General features: G+C 67.5%; 21 protein-coding genes and 2 tRNA genes. 7 read left to right on the top strand and 16 right to left on the bottom strand.

All coding sequences use genetic code 11. The features are described 5' to 3' along the window. Positions 1–9 precede the first annotated feature (9 nt). On the bottom strand, positions 10–969 hold the full coding sequence (locus V9K99_RS04835) for an Lrp/AsnC family transcriptional regulator (RefSeq protein WP_337000697.1): 960 nt from the start codon (positions 967–969) through the stop codon (positions 10–12). Between the two features lie 105 nt (positions 970–1074). Between V9K99_RS04835 and V9K99_RS04840 the strand changes: the two genes are divergently transcribed. Continuing rightward, positions 1075–1620, top strand: coding sequence for a DinB family protein (locus V9K99_RS04840; protein WP_337000695.1), 546 nt, complete (start codon positions 1075–1077; stop codon positions 1618–1620). A 29-nt stretch (positions 1621–1649) separates the two neighbouring features. Here the strand turns inward: V9K99_RS04840 and V9K99_RS04845 are convergent, their stop codons facing one another. Continuing rightward, positions 1650–2624 carry a helix-turn-helix transcriptional regulator gene (locus V9K99_RS04845; protein WP_337000693.1) on the bottom strand — a complete coding sequence of 325 codons (975 nt, stop codon included), beginning with the start codon at positions 2622–2624 and terminating at the stop codon, positions 1650–1652. Positions 2625–2758: 134 nt separating this feature from the next. Between V9K99_RS04845 and V9K99_RS04850 the strand changes: the two genes are divergently transcribed. Together V9K99_RS04850 and V9K99_RS04855 are read left to right on the top strand one after the other, a co-directional pair. After that, entirely contained in the window at positions 2759–3124 is a 366-nt protein-coding gene (locus V9K99_RS04850; RefSeq protein WP_337000691.1) for a TraR/DksA family transcriptional regulator, read from the top strand. Between the two features lie 38 nt (positions 3125–3162). Continuing rightward, entirely contained in the window at positions 3163–3492 is a 330-nt protein-coding gene (locus tag V9K99_RS04855) for a hypothetical protein (protein ID WP_337000689.1), read from the top strand. Positions 3493–3843: 351 nt separating this feature from the next. Here V9K99_RS04855 and V9K99_RS04860 read toward each other — a convergent pair whose 3' ends face one another. Next, the gene (locus tag V9K99_RS04860; protein ID WP_337000687.1) at positions 3844–4173 is read right to left on the bottom strand and encodes a hypothetical protein; all 330 of its coding nucleotides are present in this window, start codon (positions 4171–4173) and stop codon (positions 3844–3846) included. Positions 4174–4239: 66 nt separating this feature from the next. Between V9K99_RS04860 and V9K99_RS04865 the strand changes: the two genes are divergently transcribed. Next, positions 4240–4770: a hypothetical protein gene (locus V9K99_RS04865; protein ID WP_337000685.1), complete on the top strand. Its 531-nt coding sequence runs from the start codon at positions 4240–4242 to the stop codon at positions 4768–4770. Positions 4771–4846: 76 nt separating this feature from the next. Here the strand turns inward: V9K99_RS04865 and V9K99_RS04870 are convergent, their stop codons facing one another. The 7 genes from V9K99_RS04870 to gyrB all read right to left on the bottom strand — a co-directional run bounded on the left by V9K99_RS04870 (position 4847) and on the right by gyrB (position 11739). Then, positions 4847–5164 carry a hypothetical protein gene (locus V9K99_RS04870; protein WP_337000683.1) on the bottom strand — a complete coding sequence of 106 codons (318 nt, stop codon included), beginning with the start codon at positions 5162–5164 and terminating at the stop codon, positions 4847–4849. Between the two features lie 365 nt (positions 5165–5529). Further along, positions 5530–5602, bottom strand: a tRNA-Ala gene (locus V9K99_RS04875). A gap of 12 nt (positions 5603–5614) precedes the next feature. Continuing rightward, entirely contained in the window at positions 5615–5746 is a 132-nt protein-coding gene (locus tag V9K99_RS04880; protein WP_442914703.1) for a DLW-39 family protein, read from the bottom strand. A gap of 33 nt (positions 5747–5779) precedes the next feature. Continuing rightward, positions 5780–5856: transfer RNA gene (locus V9K99_RS04885), tRNA-Ile, on the bottom strand. Positions 5857–5961: 105 nt separating this feature from the next. After that, entirely contained in the window at positions 5962–6948 is a 987-nt protein-coding gene (locus V9K99_RS04890) for a DUF3566 domain-containing protein (protein WP_337000681.1), read from the bottom strand. Beyond that, positions 6948–9614, bottom strand: coding sequence for a DNA gyrase subunit A (gyrA, locus tag V9K99_RS04895; protein ID WP_337000679.1), 2667 nt, complete (start codon positions 9612–9614; stop codon positions 6948–6950). The genes V9K99_RS04890 and gyrA overlap by 1 nt, the downstream gene beginning before the upstream one ends. 85 nt (positions 9615–9699) lie before the next feature. After that, positions 9700–11739 (bottom strand): DNA topoisomerase (ATP-hydrolyzing) subunit B, encoded by a 2040-nt coding sequence (gyrB, locus tag V9K99_RS04900; protein WP_442914702.1) that lies wholly within the window; start codon positions 11737–11739, stop codon positions 9700–9702. 353 nt (positions 11740–12092) lie between these two features. On the opposite strand from gyrB, the gene V9K99_RS04905 reads away from it, so the two are divergent. The 3 genes from V9K99_RS04905 to V9K99_RS04915 are packed head-to-tail and all read left to right on the top strand — an operon-like array spanning position 12093 to position 13890. Then, positions 12093–12728, top strand: a complete 636-nt coding sequence (locus tag V9K99_RS04905; protein ID WP_337000677.1) for a hypothetical protein — start codon at positions 12093–12095, stop codon at positions 12726–12728. After that, positions 12725–13327, top strand: a complete 603-nt coding sequence (locus V9K99_RS04910) for a hypothetical protein (RefSeq protein ID WP_337000675.1) — start codon at positions 12725–12727, stop codon at positions 13325–13327. The genes V9K99_RS04905 and V9K99_RS04910 overlap by 4 nt, the downstream gene beginning before the upstream one ends. Continuing rightward, complete coding sequence (locus tag V9K99_RS04915; RefSeq protein ID WP_337000673.1) at positions 13324–13890, top strand: hypothetical protein; 567 nt, start codon at positions 13324–13326, stop codon at positions 13888–13890. Before V9K99_RS04910 ends, V9K99_RS04915 begins: the two co-directional genes overlap by 4 nt. A gap of 18 nt (positions 13891–13908) precedes the next feature. Here V9K99_RS04915 and V9K99_RS04920 read toward each other — a convergent pair whose 3' ends face one another. The 6 genes from V9K99_RS04920 to dnaA form a co-directional block, all read right to left on the bottom strand. Further along, the gene (locus V9K99_RS04920) at positions 13909–15144 is read right to left on the bottom strand and encodes a hypothetical protein (RefSeq protein WP_337000671.1); all 1236 of its coding nucleotides are present in this window, start codon (positions 15142–15144) and stop codon (positions 13909–13911) included. A gap of 140 nt (positions 15145–15284) precedes the next feature. Continuing rightward, complete coding sequence (locus tag V9K99_RS04925; RefSeq protein WP_337000669.1) at positions 15285–15854, bottom strand: DUF721 domain-containing protein; 570 nt, start codon at positions 15852–15854, stop codon at positions 15285–15287. Beyond that, positions 15847–16986 (bottom strand): DNA replication/repair protein RecF, encoded by a 1140-nt coding sequence (gene recF / locus V9K99_RS04930; protein ID WP_337000667.1) that lies wholly within the window; start codon positions 16984–16986, stop codon positions 15847–15849. The genes V9K99_RS04925 and recF overlap by 8 nt, the downstream gene beginning before the upstream one ends. Position 16987: 1 nt before the next feature. Beyond that, entirely contained in the window at positions 16988–17905 is a 918-nt protein-coding gene (gene gnd, locus V9K99_RS04935) for a phosphogluconate dehydrogenase (NAD(+)-dependent, decarboxylating) (RefSeq protein WP_337000664.1), read from the bottom strand. A 27-nt stretch (positions 17906–17932) separates the two neighbouring features. Continuing rightward, positions 17933–19078, bottom strand: coding sequence for a DNA polymerase III subunit beta (gene dnaN / locus V9K99_RS04940; protein ID WP_337000662.1), 1146 nt, complete (start codon positions 19076–19078; stop codon positions 17933–17935). 521 nt (positions 19079–19599) lie between these two features. Continuing rightward, positions 19600–21195, bottom strand: a complete 1596-nt coding sequence (dnaA, locus tag V9K99_RS04945) for a chromosomal replication initiator protein DnaA (protein ID WP_337001353.1) — start codon at positions 21193–21195, stop codon at positions 19600–19602. Positions 21196–21831 lie beyond the last annotated feature (636 nt).

The following is a 21831-nucleotide window of genomic DNA, read 5'->3' on the forward strand; positions in this document are numbered from 1 at the left end:
ACCGGAGTCTTACCCATCAGCGCCTCTGCTGTGGAGGCCCTTGACGGTGCGGAGGACCGGAGCGGTCTCGAGAGTGTTGACACCGGGCAGGTCGGCGACGTGTTCGGTCAGGTAGCGGTTGAGGTGCATGGAGTCGCGGCAGATCGCCTGGGCGACCAGATTGGTCGGGCCGGTGGTGACCGCGACGAACGAGATCTCGGGATGTGCGGCCAGGGCCTCGGCGGTGGCAACGAGCCCGGCCGGCTGAACCGTTATCCACAGCCGCGCCTCAGCCCGGTAGCCGAGCGCCGCCGGCGGCACCTCGACGTCGAAGGTCAGCACGCCGGTACGGCGCAGATGGTCGAGGCGTCGCGCGACCGTCGACTGGGACCAGCCGGTCGCCCGTACGAGTTCGGCGTACGTCGCCCGCCCGTCTCTACGCAATCCCTCCAGCATCCGGTGATCCGGCGGCTCGAGGACGACCTTCTCGTCCAACAGGTCCGGCGCCGTACGGCGGAGGCGGGAGCGGTGCTCCGCGGCGAGATGGTCGATCGCGCGCCAGTCCGGCGGCTGGAACGAGGCTGGCAGGAGTTCGTGGGCACTCATCCCGAGTACGCCGTGCGGGAGCTTCTCGATCAGGGGTTGATCCGCACTCGACGGCTGACAGCTGCAACTGACCTCGGTGCCGCCGGACAGGACGTGGATCCAGTAGGTGTCCGCGCGACGCGCCAACGCGGCCGCGATCGGCGCCGCGACATCCGGCGTGCACCGGATCCGGACGATCCACGACCGGTAGCCGAGCCGGCGTCCATCGGCTGTCCCGACAACACGCAGTACGCCGCCCGCCCGCAAGCGACGGTAGCGGCGAGCGACCGTGTGCTCCGAGACCCCCAGCACCTCGGCGACAGCACGGAACGGCACCCGCCCATCAACCTTCAGCGAGTGCACCAGCCCACGATCAACTTCATCAAGCGTGACATATTCAGCCACAACCTGACCCTACCGCGCTAGATATCCCCAGCTCTATCCACAACTGTGCACAACCTCGGTTTCGGTAGGCTCGTTGCGGTGATGGTGGATCTCAAAGGTGAGTTGTTGAGGGGTCTGCGGGGCGGTCGGGCGGTGATGCTTGCCAAGTTGGATGGTTTGTCGGAGTACGACCGGCGTCGTCCGGCGACTCCGACGGGCACGAACCTGCTTGGCTTGGTGAAGCATCTGGCCGGCCTGGAGTACGGCTATCTCGGTGAGTCGTTCGGCCGGCCACCCGTCGAACGGCCGTCATGGTTCAGAGACGACCCGTACGCCGAGATCGACATGTGGGCCACGCCTGATGAATCGACTGGCTACATCACAGGCGTCTACCGGCAGGCCTGTGCGCACGCCGACATCACTGTCGCCGAGCTCGACCTGGACAGCCCGGGCCACGTGGCGCATTGGGCCGAAGGTCAGACGACGTTAGGGGTGCTGTTGATCAGGATGGTCAGCGAGACCGCGCAGCACGCCGGCCACGCCGACATCATCCGTGAACTGATCGACGGCCGGATCGGCGGCGATGAGGCGACTGTCGAGGCGGACGAAGAGTTCTGGCGCGACCGGAGAAACAGAGTTCAAGAGGCTGCTGACCACTACCGCGTGCCGTGAACGGCGTGGCTCGGATGTCGCCGGGGCGCTCAGGAGGACGTTTCGTAGTGGGTGACGAGCGCGGCGGCGCGGTCGCGTAGGGCGATGCGGAGCCACTGCGGGGCCAGGGCTTCGGCGTTCCTGGCGAGCTGCCACAGCGCCCATTCGGCGTGTCTCGAGTCTTGGAAGGTCACTTCCAGCCGCAGCCAGCCGTCTGCGTCGGTTGCTTCGGTGAGGACGGCCACTGCGGTGCCGACCAGGTCCTCCCGCCGCGCCGGGTCCACTCGTACCAGCGCGGTGACTTGGTCGCCACCGGCTCGAAACCGCGTACTACGTTCCCGCCAGGCCCGGTCCAGATCGACCCGGTCTGGTCGCTGTGCGGGTTCGGCGAGTTCCTCGGCCGCCAAGATCCGGGACAGCCGGTAGGTGCGGTCCGCGCCGGATCTCGTGGCCAGCAAGTAGCCCTGGTCTCGTACGGTGACGAGTCCGATCGGGTCCACCGTGCGCCACTTCGCCGCCTGGTCCACCGCCGCGTAGTGGATGCGCAATTTGTGTCCGCCGAGTACTGCGCGCCGGACCTCGGCCGCTATGGGGCCGGGTACCTCCTCGGCGACCAGCCGGCGCGAGAGGAGGTCTGTCTCCGGGTCGATGAGCAATCGCTCGGCCACGTCGGCCGCAGTGTCCCGATGGCTTTCGGGTAGCGCGTCGACCACCTTGAGCATGGCCGAAGCGAGCGCCGAGCCGAGGCCGAACGCCTGCGCGCCGCGCCGCGATCCGGCAACCAGCAGGGCAAGCGCCTCGTCGTGGTTCAGTCCGGTGAGCTCGGTCCGGAACCCGGGCAGCAATGCGAACCCGCCGTACCGGCCGCGCTCGGTGTAGACCGGGACGCCGGCCGCGGACAGCGCCTCGATGTCGCGCAGCACCGTGCGGGTGGATACCTCGAGCTCGCGAGCCAGGGTGGCCGCGGACAGCTGACCGTGCTGGCGCAGCAGCAGGACCAGCGAGACCAACCTGTCGGCCCGCATACGAAGACCCTACAGCCATACACGACACACGATGTCGTGAAAGCCTGGAAGCCTTACCAGCGTCGCCCAAGGACACCTCGTACGTCGGCCCGGCGACCCGACACGTGATTCGCTGTTCCGTAGGGAGGTGAGACATGAGGACCCCGGCATCCCTTCAAGCCGACCTCGCCGTACTCCACGAACTCCTGACCGCCGACCGCGAGCGCACGACCGACCTGATCTCGTCACTGACCCAGAACGTCACGTCGATCGTCGAGGCGACCCGACTCACCGCAACCGACGACGAGCACGACCCAGAAGGATCGACAATCGCCTTCGAGCGCTCACAGACAACCTCGCTGCTCGCAGCAGCCACCAATCACCTGACCGACGTGGACAAGGCCTTGAACAAAATTGCCAACGGCAACTACGGCCACTGCGAACGCTGCGCCGCCCCCATCTCCCGCGAGCGCCTCCTCGCCCGCCCAGCAACCCACACCTGCATCACGTGCGCCGCCTAGTCCTATCGACGACCTTCTGCTCAGCGAAAGATTGCTGCATGCGGAGAAGAGACCGTCGAGGCGAGGAACTGGCCACGCGGGCGAACGTCGTCCTCATCCACAATGCGCTGGCCTCCATCCGCACGATTGCGTACCTTCGACGAGATCTCGGCTTCGACTCGGGCGAAGTCGTCGACGACTACCACGAGCTGATCCGATTGCTGGCGGACACCGCCGCGAGCCTCCCTGGATCTCTCCGCGCGGATTCAAAGGGAAAGCGCTGCGAGGCCGGCGATGCCGGCGATCAGGAGGATCTGACCGGCTCTCGCGCGCCGGTACTCGCCGTTGCTGAGTACCTGGTATCCGTGCTCCCGTTCGACCAGGTCTGACGCGAGCAGTAGTGGTCGGCCTAGCGATCCGATGATCGCAAGGAGATACACGCCCGCCCCGGCCCATGCACTCGTCGCGAGCGGGTCTTCGACGATTGCGCTCCTCAGCAGACCGAGTGGGGCGAACGCACACCAAGCGCCCGCGATCGCCCCGGCCAATCCCTTGTGTGACCGGGCGATGGGATCGACGGCGGTCAGTAGGCAGACCAACGCGAGCATTACACCCATGGCGGTGAGGCCAAGCACATTGTTGGCGAGTGCACTGCTGATCATGACGCTTGATTGTCCACTGCTCGCAGGGCTCTGGTTGGGACCATGGCGCCTGTTGGCCGGAAGACGGTGCTATGGGGTCTACGGCTCTGGCTGTCGATGGCGTGGCGTTGTTTGTGGCTCTCGATGCGCCCACGCGACAGCGACCGCCCACACCAGCAAGGCGACGAAAGCTCCCACACCCGCGCCGAGCAGCGCACCGTCGAGAAGGCTGCCCACCACCGCGCCGACAGCACTGGTCAGGAGCGCAGCGACCACCAGCAGCGAGCTCGCATCCCCGCCCCAGCTCAAATCACGCAACCGCTTACGCATCGATCGTCCGCGCTCCATCAGCATCACTACTTGAGCGCTGATCACCGAGGCCACAAGCAAGAAAGCCAGACACCGGACCATGACCACGCCGCCCATCATGCCTCCAGCCAGCGCGGCGCGCGGTAGACCCACAGGCGCCGAACCCCACTGTCCTACGCTGACGGGATGCGCAGATCGATTCTGCTTGCCGCGGTGGTGGTCTGCGCGGCGAGCCTCCTGACCGCTTGCGGACCGCGGATGTCTCGCGGCGTGGTCGGCATGTCGGTCGATGACGCGGGCGCACCGGTGATCGTGCTGCAGAACTGCAACGGCGACATCTCCCAACTCGAGTTCTACGACCAGACTCGGCCGCGAATGCAGGAAACCGCACCCACGCCCGTGACGATGTATGTGAACCCGCGCCCGGACAAGTCGGTGGTCCAGATCCCCATCCAGACCGGCGGGAACGGCTGGCAGGTCACGGGAGAAGCGCCGGTCCTGCGCGCTGATGGCAAGTACGTGATCCAGGCCTGGGGCAAGCGACACGGGTGGTCCGGCCGCGGCACCGAGTTCACCCTCGGAGACCTCAAGACCGTCGAGCCCGGCCAGGTCCGCCACGACTCTCCACTCATCGGCACGACCCCGCCGTACGACGCCAGTCCCCCGAAGTACCGCGTGACCCCGCTGGACGACTTCATCACCGACGAGTGCCCGTAAGAGCTCAGACGCCAGCTACGTACGTCGTTTGGCAGTTGGGATCGTGTGGACAGGGCTCGAGGATGCCGTTGGTCGGTCAGGCTGCTGCCTTGTCCCGCTGGCGACGGTCCAGATACTTGACCGCCAACTGGGCTTGCACAGCGGCGATCGCGGTGTACCAGGCGACGTGGAAGAGCCAGAGCCGCGAGCCATCCATTGGCAGGTTCCCAAGCGAGATCGCGTAGTAGGGCAGGTAGAGGAGCAGGCTGAGTGGAGCATCGAGAACCATCAGGCCGGCGTAGGCCGCGAAGCTCGGATGCTCGGGCACCGCGACCAAGACGGCGAGTGCGGTGACGACCAGCACATAGGCGATCGCGACTACACGCCGCCGCTTGGGCGGTGAACTGGGCAGCATCTCGCCATTCTTGCCCCGTCCCGCAATACCTGCCAGACGAACATGACCAGTGGAAGCACGGCCCGATGCTCGCGGGCGGATGGACCCCGAGCGTACTGCGTGAACGAGGCAGCGGACACCGGCGAAGCAACTCTCGGCCACGGGTCGCTCGCGAGCAGTGCGGGGCAGTTTGGCGCAGGCGGCACAACCGGCGCAGCGAAACCCGCCCCACCGCGGCGAGCAGCCACAGCGGCCGAGCGGAGCGACGGCCCAGGGGGTGCGGGTGGCGGAGCCCTCCGCTCGCGGCAAGCGAAGCGCAGCCGCACAACATGACGAAGGCGAGGCGGTCCGCGCTTTCCGCGGACACACCTCGCCTGTCGCCTTCGTGGAGACGAGGGGACTTGAACCCCTAACCCCTGCCTTGCAAAGGCAGTGCTCTGCCAGTTGAGCTACGCCCCCGTGGGGGATCGGTCAGCGACCCGGGGCGACCGAGTCGACGGCCTCGGCCCAGAGGTCCTTGTCGGCGCGGGACGACTGGGCCTTCTTGTAGGCGAAGTATCCACCGATGCTGGCCACCAGCACCAGCAGGATCTTCTTCAGCACCGGGACTCCTCGGATCGGGGTTCGCGATCGTGGTGGTGGGCCTAACTGGACTTGAACCAGTGACCTCTGCCTTATCAGGGCAGCGCTCTAACCGTCTGAGCTATAGGCCCGCGTTGCGGGATCGAACCCGGGAGAGATTACCGCACTCGGTGCCCTACTCCCAAACCGGTTTCGGCCAGGCCCTCACCGGGCCCGACCGAACGCCGTCAAAGCCGTCAGTCCTCCGATGCCAGGGTAACTTCCAAGCCGCCGAGCAGCGTGGCGGCGATGTTGTAGAGGAACGATCCGAGCGTCGCCAGCGCGGTGATGATGAGCACATCCGCGCAGGCCAGCAGGGTGGTGAAACCCATCACTTTGCCGGTGTTGATGTAGTTCTCGATCCGGAACGGCTCGGCCGCCGGCGTCCCCAGCACCTCGGTGACGGTGTTGTTGATGTTGTCGAACACCCCGGCCGCACCGATCGCGGACCAGACGATGAAGACCGCGACCCAGGTGACGATGCCGAACGCGATCGACAGCAGGAACGACGTCTTCATCACCGACCACGGGTCGATCCGCGACATCCGCAGCCGTGCCTTGCGGGTCTGCGGCCGGGTCGATGCCTTCGACGCCTTCTCGGGCTTGGTGACGACGGTCTCCGGCTTCGCCTTCACCGAAGCGGCCTTGTCCAGCACCGCCTGCCGGGCCGCGGTGACCTTGTCGCCGATGCTCTCGGTGGTCGACTTCGCCGTACTCTTCCCGGTCAGCCCGTACGACGACGCGCCGGCAGCGGATCCAGCGGCGGCCGAACCAGCACCCGACGGCGGCGTCCACGGCTCAGGACGGGGCGGCGTACTGGGAGTGGCCGGTCGAGGCGACGGCTGAGACGCCGGCCGCACCGGCGGCTGCTGCGGCGGCCGAACCGGCGCCGAACCAGACGACGAAGGAGCCGACGAGGGCCCGGACGGCGACGCACCCGACTGACCCGGCCGCGGCTGGCCGCCGCCGGAGCCTCCGGCCGGCTGAGCACCCCCGGACGGCCGTTGCGGACGGTAGTCGCCTGATCTCGGCTGGCCGTTGCCGCTCGGGGCGGCGGTGGTACGACCGTTGGAGGCCGGGGTGGCCGGTGCGGTGGACTGCTTGTTCCCGCCCTGCGTTGGCCGCTGGGTCTCGGGATTGTCCGCCGCACCATCGGGCCATGTCGGCCTCGCGCGGTTGGTCATCAGTTACCCTCCTGGCCGGCTTCGTCGTCTTCGACGGTAGCCGCGCCGTCGACGTCCGTCGAACGCTGGTCATCAGAATTGACGCTCTCAGGGGTGGATTCGGTTGTCGCTCCGTCCACATCCTGGGCATCCTCTGACGAGGAGGTACCCTCTTCGGCGCCTTCGGATTCGTCGCCGTCGCCATTCAGGCTCAGATCGGTGTTCCGGGCGATCGCGACCACCGCGTCGGACTCGCCGACCCCGGCGAACCGCACACCCATCGTGTCGCGGCCCTTGACCGGCACGGAGTCCACCCGGCTGCGGACGACCTGGCCGCTGGCCTTGATCGCCAGCACCTGGTCCTCGTCGACCACGATGATCGCGCCGACCAGCGAGCCGCGCTCGTCGTTCAGCTTGACCGCCTTGATGCCGAGACCGCCGCGACCCTGCTGCCGGTACTCCGACACCCGGCTGCGCTTGGCGTACCCGGCGTCGGTCACGGTGAAGACGAACTGCGTGTCCTCCTCCGAACCGGCCCGGATCACCGACATCGACAGCAACTCGTCGCCGGCCCGGAACTTCATCCCGGTGACGCCGGAGGTGGCCCGGCCCATCGGGCGGAGCTGCTCGTCGTTCGCGGTGAACCGGATCGACTGGCCCTTCCGGGACACCAGCAGCAGGTCGTCCTCGGCGGTGGCCAGGTCGGCGCCGATCAGCTCGTCGTCGTCCTCGCGGAAGTTGACCGCGATGATGCCGCTCTGCCGGGCGGAGTCGTAGTCGGTCAGGGCCGTCTTCTTGACCAGGCCCTTCTTGGTCGCCAGCACCAGATAGTCGGCCTGCTCGTAGTCGCGCAGGGTCAGCACCTGGGCGATGTCCTCGTCCGGCTGGAACGAGAGCAGGCCGGCCACGTGCGAACCCTTCGCGTCCCGGGCGGACTCGGGCAGCTGCCACACCTTGGCCCGGTAGACCCGGCCCTTGGTGGTGAAGAACAGCATCCAGTGGTGGTTCGTGGTGGCGAAGAAGTGGCTGATCTCGTCCTCGGCCCGCAGTTGCGCGCCACGGACACCCTTGCCGCCACGGTTCTGCGTCCGGTACAGGTCGGTCTTGGTCCGCTTCGCGTAGCCGCCGCGGGTGATGGTGACGACGACGTCCTCGTCCGGCACCAGGTCCTGGACCGACAGGTCGCCGTCGGCCGCGATGATCTCGGTACGACGCTCGTCGCCGTACCGCTCCACGATCTCGGCCAGTTCGTCGCGGACGATGTGCCGCTGCCGGACCGGGTCGGCCAGGATGTCCTCGAGGTCGGCGATGATCGCCTCGAGCTCGTTCAGCCGGTCGACGATCTTCTGCCGCTCGAGGGCTGCCAGCCGGCGCAGCTGCATGTCCAGGATCGCCTGCGCCTGGATCTCGTCGATCTCCAGCAGGCTGATCAGGCCCTGGCGCGCCTCGTCGACGTCCGGGCTCCGCCGGATCAGCGCGATGACCTCGTCCAGCGCGTCCAGCGCCTTCACGTAACCGCGGAAGATGTGGGCGTTCTTCTCGGCCTCGCGCAGCCGGTACCGGGTCCGGCGCTGGATGACCTCGATCTGGTGGTCGATCCAGTGCGTGATGAACAGGTCCAGGCTGAGCGTGCGCGGTACGCCGTCGACCAAGGCGAGCATGTTGCAGCCGAAGGTGTCCTGCAGCTGCGTGTGCTTGTAGAGGTTGTTCAGTACGACGCGGGGCTGAGCGTCCCGCTTCAGCACGATCACCAGGCGCTGGCCGGTCCGCGACGAGGTGTCGTCGCGGATGTCGGCGATCCCGCTCATCTTGCCGGTGTTGACCAGCTCGGCGATCTTCTGCGCCAGGTTGTCCGGGTTGACCATGTACGGCAGTTCGCTGACGACCAGGCTGGTCCGGCCCTTGGCGTCTTCCTCGATGTCGACCACCGCGCGCATCGTGACCGAGCCGCGACCGGTGCGGTAGGCGTCGTCGATCCCCTTGTAGCCGACGATCAGCGCACCGTTGGGGAAGTCCGGGCCCTTGACGTGCTCCATGCACGCCGCCAGGACCTCCTCCTGGGTGGCGTCCGGGTTCTCCAGGCACCAGTTCGCGGCCGCGGCGACCTCACGCAGGTTGTGCGGCGGGATCTGGGTCGCCATGCCCACGGCGATACCGGCGGAGCCGTTCACCAGCAGGTTCGGGAACCGGCTGGGCAGGATCACCGGCTCCTGCGAGCGACCGTCGTAGTTGGGGCGGAAGTCGACCGTCTCCTGGTCGATGTCGCGCACCATCTCCATCGCCAGCGGCGCCAGCCGGCACTCGGTGTACCGCATCGCGGCCGCCGGGTCGTTACCCGGTGACCCGAAGTTGCCCTGGCCCTGGATCATCGGCGCCCGCATCACCCACGGCTGCGCCAGCCGGACCAAGGTGTCGTAGATCGCCGAGTCGCCGTGCGGGTGGTACTGACCCATCACGTCACCGACGACGCGGGAACACTTCGAGAAACTCCGGTCCGGCCGGTAACCACCGTCGTACATCGCATAGAGGATGCGGCGGTGCACCGGCTTCAGGCCGTCACGGACCTCCGGCAGTGCGCGGCCGACGATGACCGCCATCGCATAGTCGAGATACGACTGCTGCATCTCGGTCTGCAGATCGAGGGGCTCGATCCGGTCGTGGCCCGGCGAGGTGGGGGTCTCGGTCATGAAAAGCTCGTCCCGTTCAAATCAGTCGTACGTCGGGGTGGTCACGCGGGCGGAGTCCCGGCCTGGGTGTGGCCGGGCGTCTCCGTCAGATATCCAGGAAGCGGACGTCCTTGGCGTTGCGCTGGATGAAGTTGCGACGGGCCTCGATGTCGTCGCCCATCAGGGTCTGGAACGTCTCGTCCGCGCGGACCGCGTCGTCCAGGGTGATCTGCAGCAGCACCCGGTTGGCCGGGTCCATCGTGGTCTCCCACAACTCCTGGGCGTTCATCTCACCCAGACCCTTGTAGCGCTGGGTCGCGCTCTCCTTCGGCAGTCGCTTGCCCGCCTCCGCGCCGGCCGCCAGCAGGCCGTCCTTCTCACGCTCGGTGTAGGCCAGCTCGTGCGCGGAGTTGCTCCACCGGATCTTGTACAGCGGCGGCTGGGCCGCGTACACGTGACCGCGCTCGATCAGCGGCCGCATGAACCGGAACAGCAGCGTCAGCAGCAGGGTCCGGATGTGCTGGCCGTCGACGTCGGCGTCGGCCATCAGCACGATCTTGTGGTACCGCAGCTTCTCCTCGTCGAAGTCCTCGTGGATCCCGGTGCCGAGGGCGGAGATGATCGCCTGGACCTCGTTGTTCTGCAGGACCTTGTCGATCCGGGCCTTCTCGACGTTCAGGATCTTGCCCCGGATCGGCAGGATGGCCTGGAACTTCGGGTCCCGGCCGCCCTTCGCGGAGCCGCCCGCCGAGTCACCCTCGACGATGTAGACCTCGCACTCCTCCGGGTTGGTCGACTGGCAGTCGGACAGCTTGCCCGGCAGGCCGCCGCCACCCAGCAGGCCCTTGCGGTTGCGGGCCAGGTCGCGCGCCTTCCGGGCGGCGATCCGGGCGCTCGCCGCGGCGGTCGCCTTGCGGATGATCTCGCGACCCTCGGCCGGGTTCTGCTCGAACCAGGCGCCGAGCCGGTCGTTCACGACCCGCTGGACGAAACCCTTGACCTCGGTGTTGCCGAGTTTGGTCTTGGTCTGGCCCTCGAACTGCGGCTCGCTGAGCTTGACCGAGATGATCGCGGTCAGGCCTTCCCGGATGTCGTCACCGGTGAGCCTGTCCTCCTTCTTCTTGATCATCCCCTGGTCCTCGCCGAAGGAGTTGACCAGTGAGGTGAGCGCGGCCCGGAAGCCTTCCTCGTGGGTGCCACCCTCGTGGGTGTTGATCGCGTTCGCGAAGGTGTGCACCGACTCCTGGAACGAGCCGCTCCACTGCAGCGCGACCTCGAGGCTCATGCTGTTCTCACCGTTCGCCGCCGCCTCGAACGAGATGACGTCGCGGTGCACGGTCTCGCGGATACCGGTCAGGTACTTCACGTAGTCGACCAGGCCGTTGTCGTACTTGAACGACTGCTCGACCGGGTTGCCGTCCTCGGTGTGGTCCGGCCGCTCGTCCCGGATGACGATCTCCAGGCCCTTGTTCAGGAACGCCATCTCGCGGAAGCGGGTCGACAGCGTCTCGTAGGAGTACGTCGTGGTCTCGAAGATGTCCGGGTTGGCCCAGAAGGTGATCGTCGTACCGTGCTCGTCGGACGGACCGACCTCGGCCAGCTCCTCGTCCGGGACGCCGATCGTGAAGGACTGGGTGTACTCCTTGCCGTTCTGCTTGACGTCGACCTGGAGCCGGGTGGACAGCGCGTTCACCACGGACACACCGACACCGTGCAGACCACCGGAGACCTTGTACCCGCCACCGCCGAACTTGCCACCGGCGTGCAGGACGGTCAGTACGACGGTGACCGCCGGCTTGCCCTCGGACTCGACGATCCCGACCGGGATACCGCGGCCGTTGTCCTCGACCCGGATGCCACCGTCGGGCAGCATGGTGACGACGATCCGGTCGCACACCCCCGCCATCGCTTCGTCCACCGCGTTGTCGACCACCTCGGTGACCAGGTGGTGCAGACCCCGCTCACCGGTCGACCCGATGTACATACCCGGCCGTTTCCGGACCGCGTCGAGGCCCTCGAGGACCTGGATCGCGCTCGCGTCGTACTCCCGCTCCACGTGGTTGGAGGGGATCACGGTCTCGTCTACGACGGTGCCGATGGGGTCGGCGGACTGGTTGGCGTCGATCTCGGTCGGCTCGTCGGTCACCGGCTGTTGTCCTCCTCGGACCTCGCGTCAGCAAGGCATCGCGGCACAGTGGAAGCCGCCCCCTACTGTGTTACTAGAGGTGCGGCTCGCCCTACACCGTCCATCTTACCTGTCGACCGAAGCAGAACCGGCCACCAGGCGCCTGAAACTCATGCCAGGGCGTCTTTTCTCCCTCGTCGCCATGTCCCCTCTCGCGGGTGGGGGGCCAGAAAGCGCTCACGGGCGCTCAGTGGCCTCCGAGGATCTCGCGAACGACCGGCGGAGAAGCAGCGAACGGCCGACCGGTCCAGACCACTCACGCCGCGGGCCGACGGGTGGCCGTCGCGCACCCACGGCCCTTTAGGATCGCTGCCGTGGAAAGTCTCGACGACGTCATCGACGCCATGATCGCCGACCGGGTGATTCACCGGCACCGGCGCAAATGGCTGATCGCGATCGCGCTCGTCGTGGTCCTCGCCCTGGTGGTGCTGGCCACCGGCGGCTGGAAGGAGAAGCAGGGCCGGACGGTGCCGACCCTGACCGCACCGGTGACCGTCGAGTCCGGCAAGTGGGAGTACAACTTCACCAAGGCCGAGATCCGGGTCCGGAAGAAGGGCGAGTACACCGACGCCAAGGCCGAGCTGCGGGTCTACTTCGACCTGAAGAACATCGACGAAGAGGAACACACCAGCGACTACCTGGACGGCCGGCTGCTGCTGTTCGTGCCGGGCGGCGGCAAGGAGCCCGAGGACTCCAACGGCGCCAACTGCCGCGGGGAGCTGGGCTGGGTCATCGTCTACGGGCTTCCGCCGGAGAGCTGCTTCACCACCTTCGAGGTTGCCCCCGACTTCACCTCGGACCTGGTCGAGATCGGGGTCCAGGGTCACCGGTACGAGTCCGACAACGGCCTGCTCGGCGCGAACGAGGATCCGTACTGGCAGAGCCCGCGGCCGGATGCCGTCGTACAGCTGAAGCCGTCGGTCGTCGATGTCACGGAGGAGGACAAGTGAAGCTCTATCGTCCCGCGACCGTGCTCGTCGGCGTCCTGTTCGTCCTGCTCGGCGGCCTCACCCGGCTGGCCACACCGGAGCAGGTGTACGAGGAACAGAACCTGGAGGTCGTGCACGGCACGATCGGCGAGGCGCTCGAGTACGGCGACTCGACGGTCACCATCACCCGGATGGCGTTCGCCAAGGGGGTGCTCGAGGAGTCCAGCACTGACGACGAGAAGCCGATCGAGACGAACGGTGTGTTCGTCGCGCTCGAGTGGGACACCGTCCGCGGGATCAAGAAGCCGGGGAACACCGGCCTCAAGCTGCTCGCGGACGGCGGCACCGTGTACGAGCCGATCGGCGGGTTGACCGACTCCGGCATCGACTTCCCCGACGCGGGTTTCGCCAAGACCGGCGCCGTCATCTTCGAGGTGAACCCGACCGACCTCAAGGGGCTCAAACTGCAGATCCGGCCGAGCATGTTCTACAACGTGCTGAACGCGTACGTCGAGGTCGACCTCGGCATCCCGAGTGAAGAGATCGCTCAGCAGCTCGTCGACGGCGCCGAGGCGCAGTACCTGCTGCAGCGGCCGGTGTCTCGGGTGGCGTCGTCATGAGGGGCCTGAACCGTGCGGCCCGGCTGGCCGCCCAGATCTCGCTGCTACTGGCTCTGATCGCCACCAGCGCGTACCTGCTGACCCGGGTCTACCTGGGCGACGAGGAGCAGGTCTGGAACCAGGGCAACGTCAACGAGAAGGTCGAGAACGGCGGACCCGTGACGATCGGGCACGTCGAGTGGAAGCTGGACTCGCTGCAGCCCTACACGCGGATCGTCGACGACGAGCAGGAGGAGATCGGGCTCGGCGCGCCGGCCGGGTCGATCCTGATGATCGCCAAGCTGACCGCGACGCCGCGCGAGGGTCTCTACCTCAAGGACGGCGGCTTCAGCTGCGGCGCGGACCTGCTCGACGACCGCGGCAACGTCTGGTCGCCGGCGAGCAGCACCTCGGACTGGGAACTGCCGACCAGCTGTTTCGGTAGCGACGACGTCAAGTTCGAGCTGAACAAGCCGGGTCAGATCGCTCAGATCTATGTCATCCCGGCCTCGGCCGTGCCGCACATCATCGGCATCAGCATGCAGTCCCGCGAAGGCTTCCGCCGGGTCCTCATCACTCCCTGATCAAACCGGCGTCGGGGTTCAGACGGAGGTTGATTCCGTCTTCTTGGCCTCGGCCTCGGCCGCCTCGGCCCGGCGCTCACTGCTGACCGAGATGCAGAGGTCGAACGCGGCCGCCAGCAGCGCGATCCGCAGCGACTCGAAGATCACGTCCCGGATCAGCGACGCGATCTCGTGGTTCATCAACCCCCAGCGCTCACCGTGGATGCCGATCATCCGCTGGATCCCGACGAACGCCCACTCGTCGCCGAGCAGCCAGAACGTGTAGACCATGCAGACCACGCCGAGGAACACCGGCCCGACCCGGACCAGCAGCCGGAACGCGTTCAGCGTCGGGTAGAACTTCTCCCGCAGCCCGCCGAGCACCAGGTTCGGCGCCTGGTAGGTGAAGGCGACGATCCGGTTCTTCGGCTGCTCGATCTCGACCTGACCGCCGAAGCGGCGCTCCAGCCGGGTGCCGCGGACGACCCCGCCCCCGGACAGCACCCGGTGACCGAACACCACGGTGGTGATCGCCAGCCAGGTCAGCGGCTCGGCGACGCCCAGCTTGAACAGCGGCCAGAGCGTCTCCCAGAAGAAGCCCCAGAGGAACTCGATACCGGCCGGGATCGGGATGTGGATACCGGCGAAGAAGTCCTTCAGGCCGCTCCACCAGTCGACCGACCAGTACCAGAAGCTGCGCTCGCGGAACCAGTCCTTGCCTTCCTCGATCGCGAACGGCGTGACGACGACGGTGATCAGCAGGAAGAACGCCTCGGCCCAGACCTGGGCGAACTTGGCCGGCCGGCTCGGCCAGCGGTCGTCGATCGCCTCGATCACCCGGCGCAGGATCAGCAGGATGACGATCGCCGGCAGGTACTTGTGCCAGGCGCCGCCACCCAGGTCGAAGAACCCCGACCCGGGCTGCAGGCCGCGCTCCACCAGGTTGCTGACGGTGAGCTGTGACACCTGACCTTCCAGGTAGCCCCAGGCCGACCACACCGCGACCAGCGGCAGCAGCGTGACGGCCAGCAACTCCATCAGGCCCTGCTGGGTCGGGTCCGAGGTCTCCTCGGCCGTGTTGCTGGCCGCGTCCCGCCAGCGGTAGAGCGACGTCGCACAGGTCCTGATCATGCCGACGTACGCGGCGATCTGCATCAGTACGCCGGCCGAGAACACGCCGACGCCGATGCTGGAGTGCGAGTGCTCGGCCAGCCAGATCGCGCTGCTCATACTCAGCTTGAACCCGACGTACCCGGCCAGGAACCAGGTCGTCATGGGCAGCAGGTTGCGCCACCAGAGCCGAAGGAGTCTCCGATCAGGTGGACCATCTCGCGAAAACCATCGACGATCGTGCGCATCGCGCCCGATCCTAGGGGAGCGTCGGGTCGCTCTCGCAATCCGCTCTTACGGCTCGGTCAGCCGTAGGTGTCGCGGGGGCCGCGGCCGCCGCGGATGGTGCGCGGGCCCTTGCGCCAGCTGGGGGCGTGCGGGCCCTGGACGTTCACGCGGGTGACCGTTCCGTCGCCGAGTTCCGCGTTGAGGCGTCGTACCAGGTCCGGGGCGAGCATCTTGAGCTGAGTGGCCCAGGCGGTGGAGTCGGTGCGGACGGTCAGCTCGGTGTCCTGGTAGCTCTCCGGCTTGCAGTGCTCGGCCATCTCCGGGCCGACGATCGACGCCCAGCGTGCCATCACACCGTGTACGGCGACGTCGACCTCCCAGCCCTGGTCACGCATCAGCCGGCCGAGGGTGTTGGTGAGCTTCTGCGGATCCCGGTCGTCCGGCCGGGCGCTGCTGATCTGGGCACCGTCGATCCGCGGCCGCCGGCGGGTCCGCTTGACCGGCTTGACCGGACTCATGCCCTTCAGCCGCCCGGCGAGCGATTTCGCCAGCTCCAAACCCTGTTTGTCATGCTCAGGTTCGCCCGGCAGCTCCGGAGCCGCCTCGCTCTCGAAGCCGCTCTCAGAGGAATTCCGGGGTTCAGGCACGAGTTACAGCCCCATCGCCAACGTCGAATCGCGCTCCGCTGAGTTCAGCGGGCACGTCAGCGCCCACCGCCGCGGTCACCAGCACCTGCTCGGCCGGGGCGACCAACTCGGCCAGCCGGTCGCGGCGCTGCGAGTCGAGCTCCGCGAACACGTCATCCAGGATCAGCACCGGCTCACCCCCATCCGCTCTCAGCAGTTCGTACGACGCCAGCCGCAGCGCGAGCGCGAACGACCAGGACTCACCGTGACTCGCATACCCCTTCGCAGGCAAGTCCCCGAGCCCGAGGACGAGGTCGTCACGGTGCGGACCGACCAGTGACACCCCACGCTCCAGCTCGTCCTGACGCTTCTCGTTCACCGCGTTGAGGAGCACCTCGGCCAGTTGCTCCCTCGACACCACGCCGGGCTCGAGCAGGACCGACGACTTGTACTCCAACCGCGCATCATGCTTGCCTCGGGCAACAGCGTCGTACGCGCTGGAGACCAACGGGCGCAGGGATTCCAGCAGCTCGAGCCTGGTCGCGAGCAGTTCGGAGCCGGCCCGGGCGAGATGCGAGTTCCACACTTCCAGGGTGCGCAACTGTCCCTCGGCGGCACTCGAACGGTTCTGCCGGCGGGCCATCGACGCGCTGCGCAGCAACGAGTTCCGCTGCTTCAGCACCCGGTCGTAGTCCTGCCGTACGCCGGCCATCCGCGGCGACCGCAGCGTCAGCAACTCGTCCAGGAACCGCCGTCGCTCGGACGGATCGCCCTTCACCAACGCCAGGTCCTCGGGGGCGAACAGCACGGTCCGGAGCAGTCCGAGCACTTCCCGCGGCCGCGGCACCGGCGAACGGTTCACCCGGGCCCGATTTGCCCTCCCAGGATTGATCTCCAGCTCGACGACCACGTCCCGGTCGTACTGGCTGCGGATCTCGGTGCGGACGATCGCTCTGCTGGCCCCCGCACGGACCAGCGGTGCGTCGTTCGCCACCCGGTGCGAACCGAGGGTCGCGGTGTAGTGGATCGCCTCGACCAGGTTGGTCTTGCCGTGGCCGTTCGGTCCGACGAAGGCCGTCACGCCCGGGGTGAGCTCGACCTCCGCCTGTGGGTAGGACCGGAAGTCGACCAGACCCAGGGCGGTGACATACACCTCAGTGCTTGATCGGTGGCGTCGCGTACGACGGGTCCTCGGCACCCTTCACCGCGTGACCGCCGAACTGGTTGCGCATCGCCGCGATCGCCTTCATCGCCGGCGAGTCCTCCTGCCGGGACGCGAACCGGGCGAACAGCGACGCGGCGATGGCCGGCACCGGTACGGCGTGGTCGATCGCGGCCTCGACGGTCCACCGGCCCTCGCCGGAGTCCTCGGCGTACCCGCGGATCTTGTCCAGGTGGGTGTCTTCCTTCAGCGCGTTCACCATCAGGTCGAGCAGCCAGGACCGGATCACGGTGCCCTCGCGCCAGGACTCGAACGTCTCCGGCACGTTGTCCACGATGTCCGCGGCCTCGAGCAGTTCGAAGCCCTCGGCGTACGCCTGCATGATCGCGTACTCGATGCCGTTGTGGACCATCTTGCTGAAGTGGCCGGCGCCGACCTTGCCGGCGTGCACGAACCCGAAGTCGCCCTCGGGCTTGAGCGCCTCGAAGATCGGCATCAGGGTCGCGACCACGTCGTTGTCGCCGCCGCACATCAGCGCGTAGCCGTTCTCCAGACCCCAGACGCCGCCGGAGACACCGCAGTCGACGAACTTGATGTCCTTCTCGGCGAGCTGGGCGGCGCGACGGGTGTCATCGGTCCAGCGGCTGTTGCCGCCGTCGATCACGATGTCGCCGGGGGAGAGCAGGTCGGCCAGCTCGGTGATGACCGGGTCGATGGCCTGTACCGGAACCATCACCCAGACCACCTTCGGCTGGTCGGTGGCGGTGAGCTTGCCGACCATGTCGGCCAGGTCCTTGGCGTCGGAGATGTCCTGGTTGTGATCGAACCCGACCACGGTGTGGTCTGCGTTGCGGATCCGCTGGCGCATGTTGCCGCCCATCTTGCCGAGACCGACAAGGCCGAGCTCCATCGTGAAATCCCCTTGTTCTGTTGGCTTTCAGCTGTTCAGGCGGACCGGCATCAGCACGTACCGGAACTCGCTGATCGGATCGCCGTCAAAGTCCCGCACACCGGTCAGCTCGGCCGGCTTCGTCGCCTGCGTGAAGGCCAGATGGGCGACCGGCGTACCGATCGCGTTCAAGCCGTCGAGCAGGTACGTCGGGTTGAAGCCGACGGTCACCGGATCACCGGAGACCCGGGCCTCGATCGATTCCGACGCCTGCGCCTCGTCACCGCTGCCGGCGTCGAGGGTCACGCTGTCCTCGCTGAAGGTCAGCCGCACCGGCGCGTTCCGCTCGGCGACCAGGGCGACACGCTTGACCGCCTCGACCAGGGTCGCGGTGTCGATCCGGACCCGGGTCGCGATCGCCGAGTCGGTCGGGATGATGCCGCGCACCTTCGGGAACTCGCCGTCCAGCAGCCGGGTGGTGGCGCGCCGGTTGCCACCGGACACCTCGCCCTCGAAGCCGACGATGCCGTCACCGGTCCCGGGCGCGGCCAGGGAGACGATCACGTCCGACCCGGTCATCGCCTTCGCGGTCTCGGACAGCACCCGGGCCGGCACCAGCGCGGCAGCCGACGCATCGGGGGACTGCGGGTTCCACTCGAGCTCACGAATCGCGAGCCGGTAGCGGTCGGTGGCGAGCAGCGAGATCGTGGATCCCTCGATCTCGACCCGTACGCCGGTCAGCACCGGCAACGTGTCCTCGCGGCCGGCCGCGGTCACCACCTGGGAGACGGCCTGGGCGAAAACGTCAGCCTTCACGGTCCCACTCGCGGCCGGAAGCTCCGGCAGAGCCGGATATTCCTCTGTGGGAAGCGTTTGGAGCGTGAACCGCGAACTGCCGCAGGTCACTTGAACCTTGGCGCCGTCCACAGCGATGTCGACGGGCTGGTTCGGAAGACTCTTCGAGATGTCGGCGACGAGCCGGCCGGAGATCAGGCACTTGCCGGCGTCGGCCACCTGTGCGGGCACGGTGACCCGGACCGAGGTCTCGTAGTCGAAGCCGGACAAGGTGATCTGCCCGTCCTCGGCCTCGACCAGAAGGCCGGCAAGGATCGGGACGCTGGGACGACTGGGCAAGCTGCGCGCGGCCCAGGCCACCGACTCGGCCAGTACGTCGCGCTCGACGCGAAACTTCACCGCTGGGTGCCTCCTGATTCGGCTGTGTGCCAGGCAGATCCTGCCACGGACGAGTGTGATGTGCGCCAACCGGGCGTGACGTGGCGCTTCGGGCGGGTCGCGTCGGCGTCGTTCCTGTGTCTGTACCGGGTACTTCGATTCGTGTTCTGGGGACAGCCTGACAGGTCCCGCAAGCCGGCGCGAGTGTGGGGTTTTCCCCAGGAAGCGCGGCTCGATCGTTTTGTGGACTGGGAACTCTCTACAGATTCCATAGGGTTCTTAGCACCGGTGGATACTGTGGAAAAGCGACGAGTTCGCAGGTCAGGTGCCATTTTGCCCTGGGGACGGCGTGTGGACGAATCTCGCTTGGGCTTGGGACGCCTGGTGATGACGGATTCTGTCCCCACAGCGAATCCACAACACACACCGATGTGTCCACCGAGATACCCACAGTTATCCACAGACGTATCCCCAGCCTGTGTGGTTCGTGTGACCGCGTCGTAGCGCTCGGCGTACAGCCTTTTCGACGCGATCACACGAGCTCATTGCTGCTTGGCCTGGTGCTTGATCCGGTTGGTCAGTTCGGTCACCTGGTTGAAGACGCTGCGCCGCTCCGACATGAGCTGACGGATCTTCCGCTCGGCGTGCATCACGGTGGTGTGGTCGCGGCCGCCGAACTGCTGGCCGATCTTCGGCAGCGACAGATCGGTCAGCTCACGGCACAGGTACATCGCGATCTGCCGCGCCGTCACCAGCACTCTGCTCCGGCTGGATCCACACAGGTCGTCGATCGACAGACCGAAGTACGACGCCGTCTGGCCCATGATCATGCTGGCCGTCACCTCGGGCTTGCTGCCTTCGGGGATCAGGTCCTTCAGCACGATCTCGGCCAGGCTGAGGTCGACCGGCTGCCGGTTCAGGCTGGCGAACGCGGTGACCCGGATCAGTGCGCCCTCGAGCTCACGGATGTTCGTCTGCACCTTGCTGGCGATGAACTCCAGCACCTCCGGCGGCGCGGTCAGCCGCTCGGTGGCCGCCTTCTTCCGCAGGATCGCGATCCGGGTCTCCAGGTCGGGCGGCTGGATGTCGGTGATCAGACCCCACTCGAACCGGTTCCGCAGCCGGTCCTCCAGCGCCTCCAGGCGTTTCGGCGCCCGGTCGGAGCTGATCACGATCTGCTTGTTCGCGTTGTGCAGCGTGTTGAAGGTGTGGAAGAACTCCTCCTGGGTCTGGATCTTCCCCTCGAGGAACTGGATGTCGTCGATCAGCAGTACGTCGACATCGCGGTACCGGCGCTGGAACTGGGACGCCTTGTCGTCGCGGATCGCGTTGATGAAGTCGTTGGTGAACTCTTCGCTGGAGACGTACCGGACCCGGGCCCCGGTGTAGAGGCTGCGGACGTAGTGGCCGATCGCGTGCAGCAGGTGGGTCTTGCCCAGACCGGAGTCGCCGTAGATCAACTGCGGGTTGTACGCCTTGCCCGGCGCCTCGGCGACTGCGACCGCGGCGGCGTGCGCGAACCGGTTCGAGCTGCCGATGACGAACGTCTCGAAGGTGTACTTCGGATTCAGCCGGGCTTCACCCTGTGCTTCGGTGGCCGGCTGGGTCGGGGCCGATCCGTTCGGCGGCGGTGCGACCGAGCCGAGCGGATGGCCGAACTGCTGCTGCGGTGCCCCGTGTTGAGGTGCGCCGAGCTGAGGTGCGTGACCGGTCTGCTGGTCGTACTGCTGGCTTGGCTGCGGTTGCTGCGGGGCGGGCTGACGGTACTGCTGTCCGGTCCTGTCGGGATCGGACAGCGCGGACTGGATCGTCGGCTGGTACGAGTCGCGGGCGACGGGTTGCTGCGGCGGCTGTTGACGCGGCTGCTGCTGCGGTTGGGACTGCGACTCGCGCAGCTCGGGGTCGAGCGACGGGTCGACGGTCACCGCGATCCGGATGTCCCGGCCGAAGCTCTCGGTCAGGATCCGCTCGAGGTCCGGGCGGAGCCGGGTCTCCAGCTGGCCGCGGGTGAAGTCGTCCGGCACCGCGACGATGGCGGTGCTCTCGTGCAGCGTGACCGGCCGCGAGTTGGTCAGCCAAGCGCGCTGGTTCGGCGGGAGGCCCGCGAGCACGCGGGTCCAGGCGTCGCCGAGGTCCATCACCGGGGTTGCCGCTTCTGCTCTGGTCTCCGCACTGCTGCCGTTGTCGGCATCATTGCCGCTGCTGTCCGCACGCCCATCACCCTCGTTCCGCGCCGTTCCGGCCGGTACCCCACCCGCGAACCCTGATGCTTGCTGCTCATCGGGGTGCTGAGGCTGGTGGTTGTTGCTGTACTGCGGTGCCGGCTGGTCGCCGCCGTACTGAGCTGTCTGCTGCTCGCCGCCGTACCCAGCGGGGGCGTCGTACTGAGGTGCCTGTGGCTCGAAGGCAGGCCGGCGGTCGCCGAAGCGCGGAGTGTCCGCCTCGGGTGCCGCGCTCTGGCCGAAGGTCGTGGGCGCCGGACCGAAACGCTCGGCCCGGGGGGCTTCCACCGAGTACTTGTCGTTCTGTACGTCGGCGTACCTCAGGTTGTCGGCGACAACCGGCGCGGCACCGAAGTACGGCGTCGCGGGCTCGGGCGCCGGACTGGTCCCGGGCGACGGGCCGAACTCGGGTGCCGCGGGCTCGGCCGCAGGGGCGGGGTCAGGTGCCGGGGCGGGCTCGAGTGTGGGGGCGGGCTCGGGTGTCGGGGCGGGCTCGGGTGTCGGGCCGGGGAGATCGGTGGCGGCGCGCTCGAGATCGGAGCGGTAGCCATC

It is taken from the genome of Kribbella sp. CCNWLW201, assembly GCF_037203805.1.
Lineage (GTDB): Bacteria > Actinomycetota > Actinomycetes > Propionibacteriales > Kribbellaceae > Kribbella.

What these genes read in the sequence shown, in the direction of transcription:
- V9K99_RS04845 (WP_337000693.1), bottom strand. Translation starts at nt 2,624, where the DNA reads ATGCGGGCCGACAGGTTGGTCTCGCTGGTCCTGCTGCTGCGCCAGCAC.
- V9K99_RS04850 (WP_337000691.1), top strand. Translation starts at nt 2,759, where the DNA reads ATGAGGACCCCGGCATCCCTTCAAGCCGACCTCGCCGTACTCCACGAA.
- V9K99_RS04855 (WP_337000689.1), top strand. Translation starts at nt 3,163, where the DNA reads ATGCGGAGAAGAGACCGTCGAGGCGAGGAACTGGCCACGCGGGCGAAC.
- V9K99_RS04860 (WP_337000687.1), bottom strand. Translation starts at nt 4,173, where the DNA reads ATGATGGGCGGCGTGGTCATGGTCCGGTGTCTGGCTTTCTTGCTTGTG.
- V9K99_RS04865 (WP_337000685.1), top strand. Translation starts at nt 4,240, where the DNA reads ATGCGCAGATCGATTCTGCTTGCCGCGGTGGTGGTCTGCGCGGCGAGC.
- V9K99_RS04870 (WP_337000683.1), bottom strand. Translation starts at nt 5,164, where the DNA reads ATGCTGCCCAGTTCACCGCCCAAGCGGCGGCGTGTAGTCGCGATCGCC.
- V9K99_RS04890 (WP_337000681.1), bottom strand. Translation starts at nt 6,948, where the DNA reads ATGACCAACCGCGCGAGGCCGACATGGCCCGATGGTGCGGCGGACAAT.
- gyrA (WP_337000679.1), bottom strand. Translation starts at nt 9,614, where the DNA reads ATGACCGAGACCCCCACCTCGCCGGGCCACGACCGGATCGAGCCCCTC.
- V9K99_RS04915 (WP_337000673.1), top strand. Translation starts at nt 13,324, where the DNA reads ATGAGGGGCCTGAACCGTGCGGCCCGGCTGGCCGCCCAGATCTCGCTG.
- V9K99_RS04920 (WP_337000671.1), bottom strand. Translation starts at nt 15,144, where the DNA reads ATGACGACCTGGTTCCTGGCCGGGTACGTCGGGTTCAAGCTGAGTATG.
- gnd (WP_337000664.1), bottom strand. Translation starts at nt 17,905, where the DNA reads ATGGAGCTCGGCCTTGTCGGTCTCGGCAAGATGGGCGGCAACATGCGC.
- dnaA (WP_337001353.1), bottom strand. Translation starts at nt 21,195, where the DNA reads ATGGACCTCGGCGACGCCTGGACCCGCGTGCTCGCGGGCCTCCCGCCG.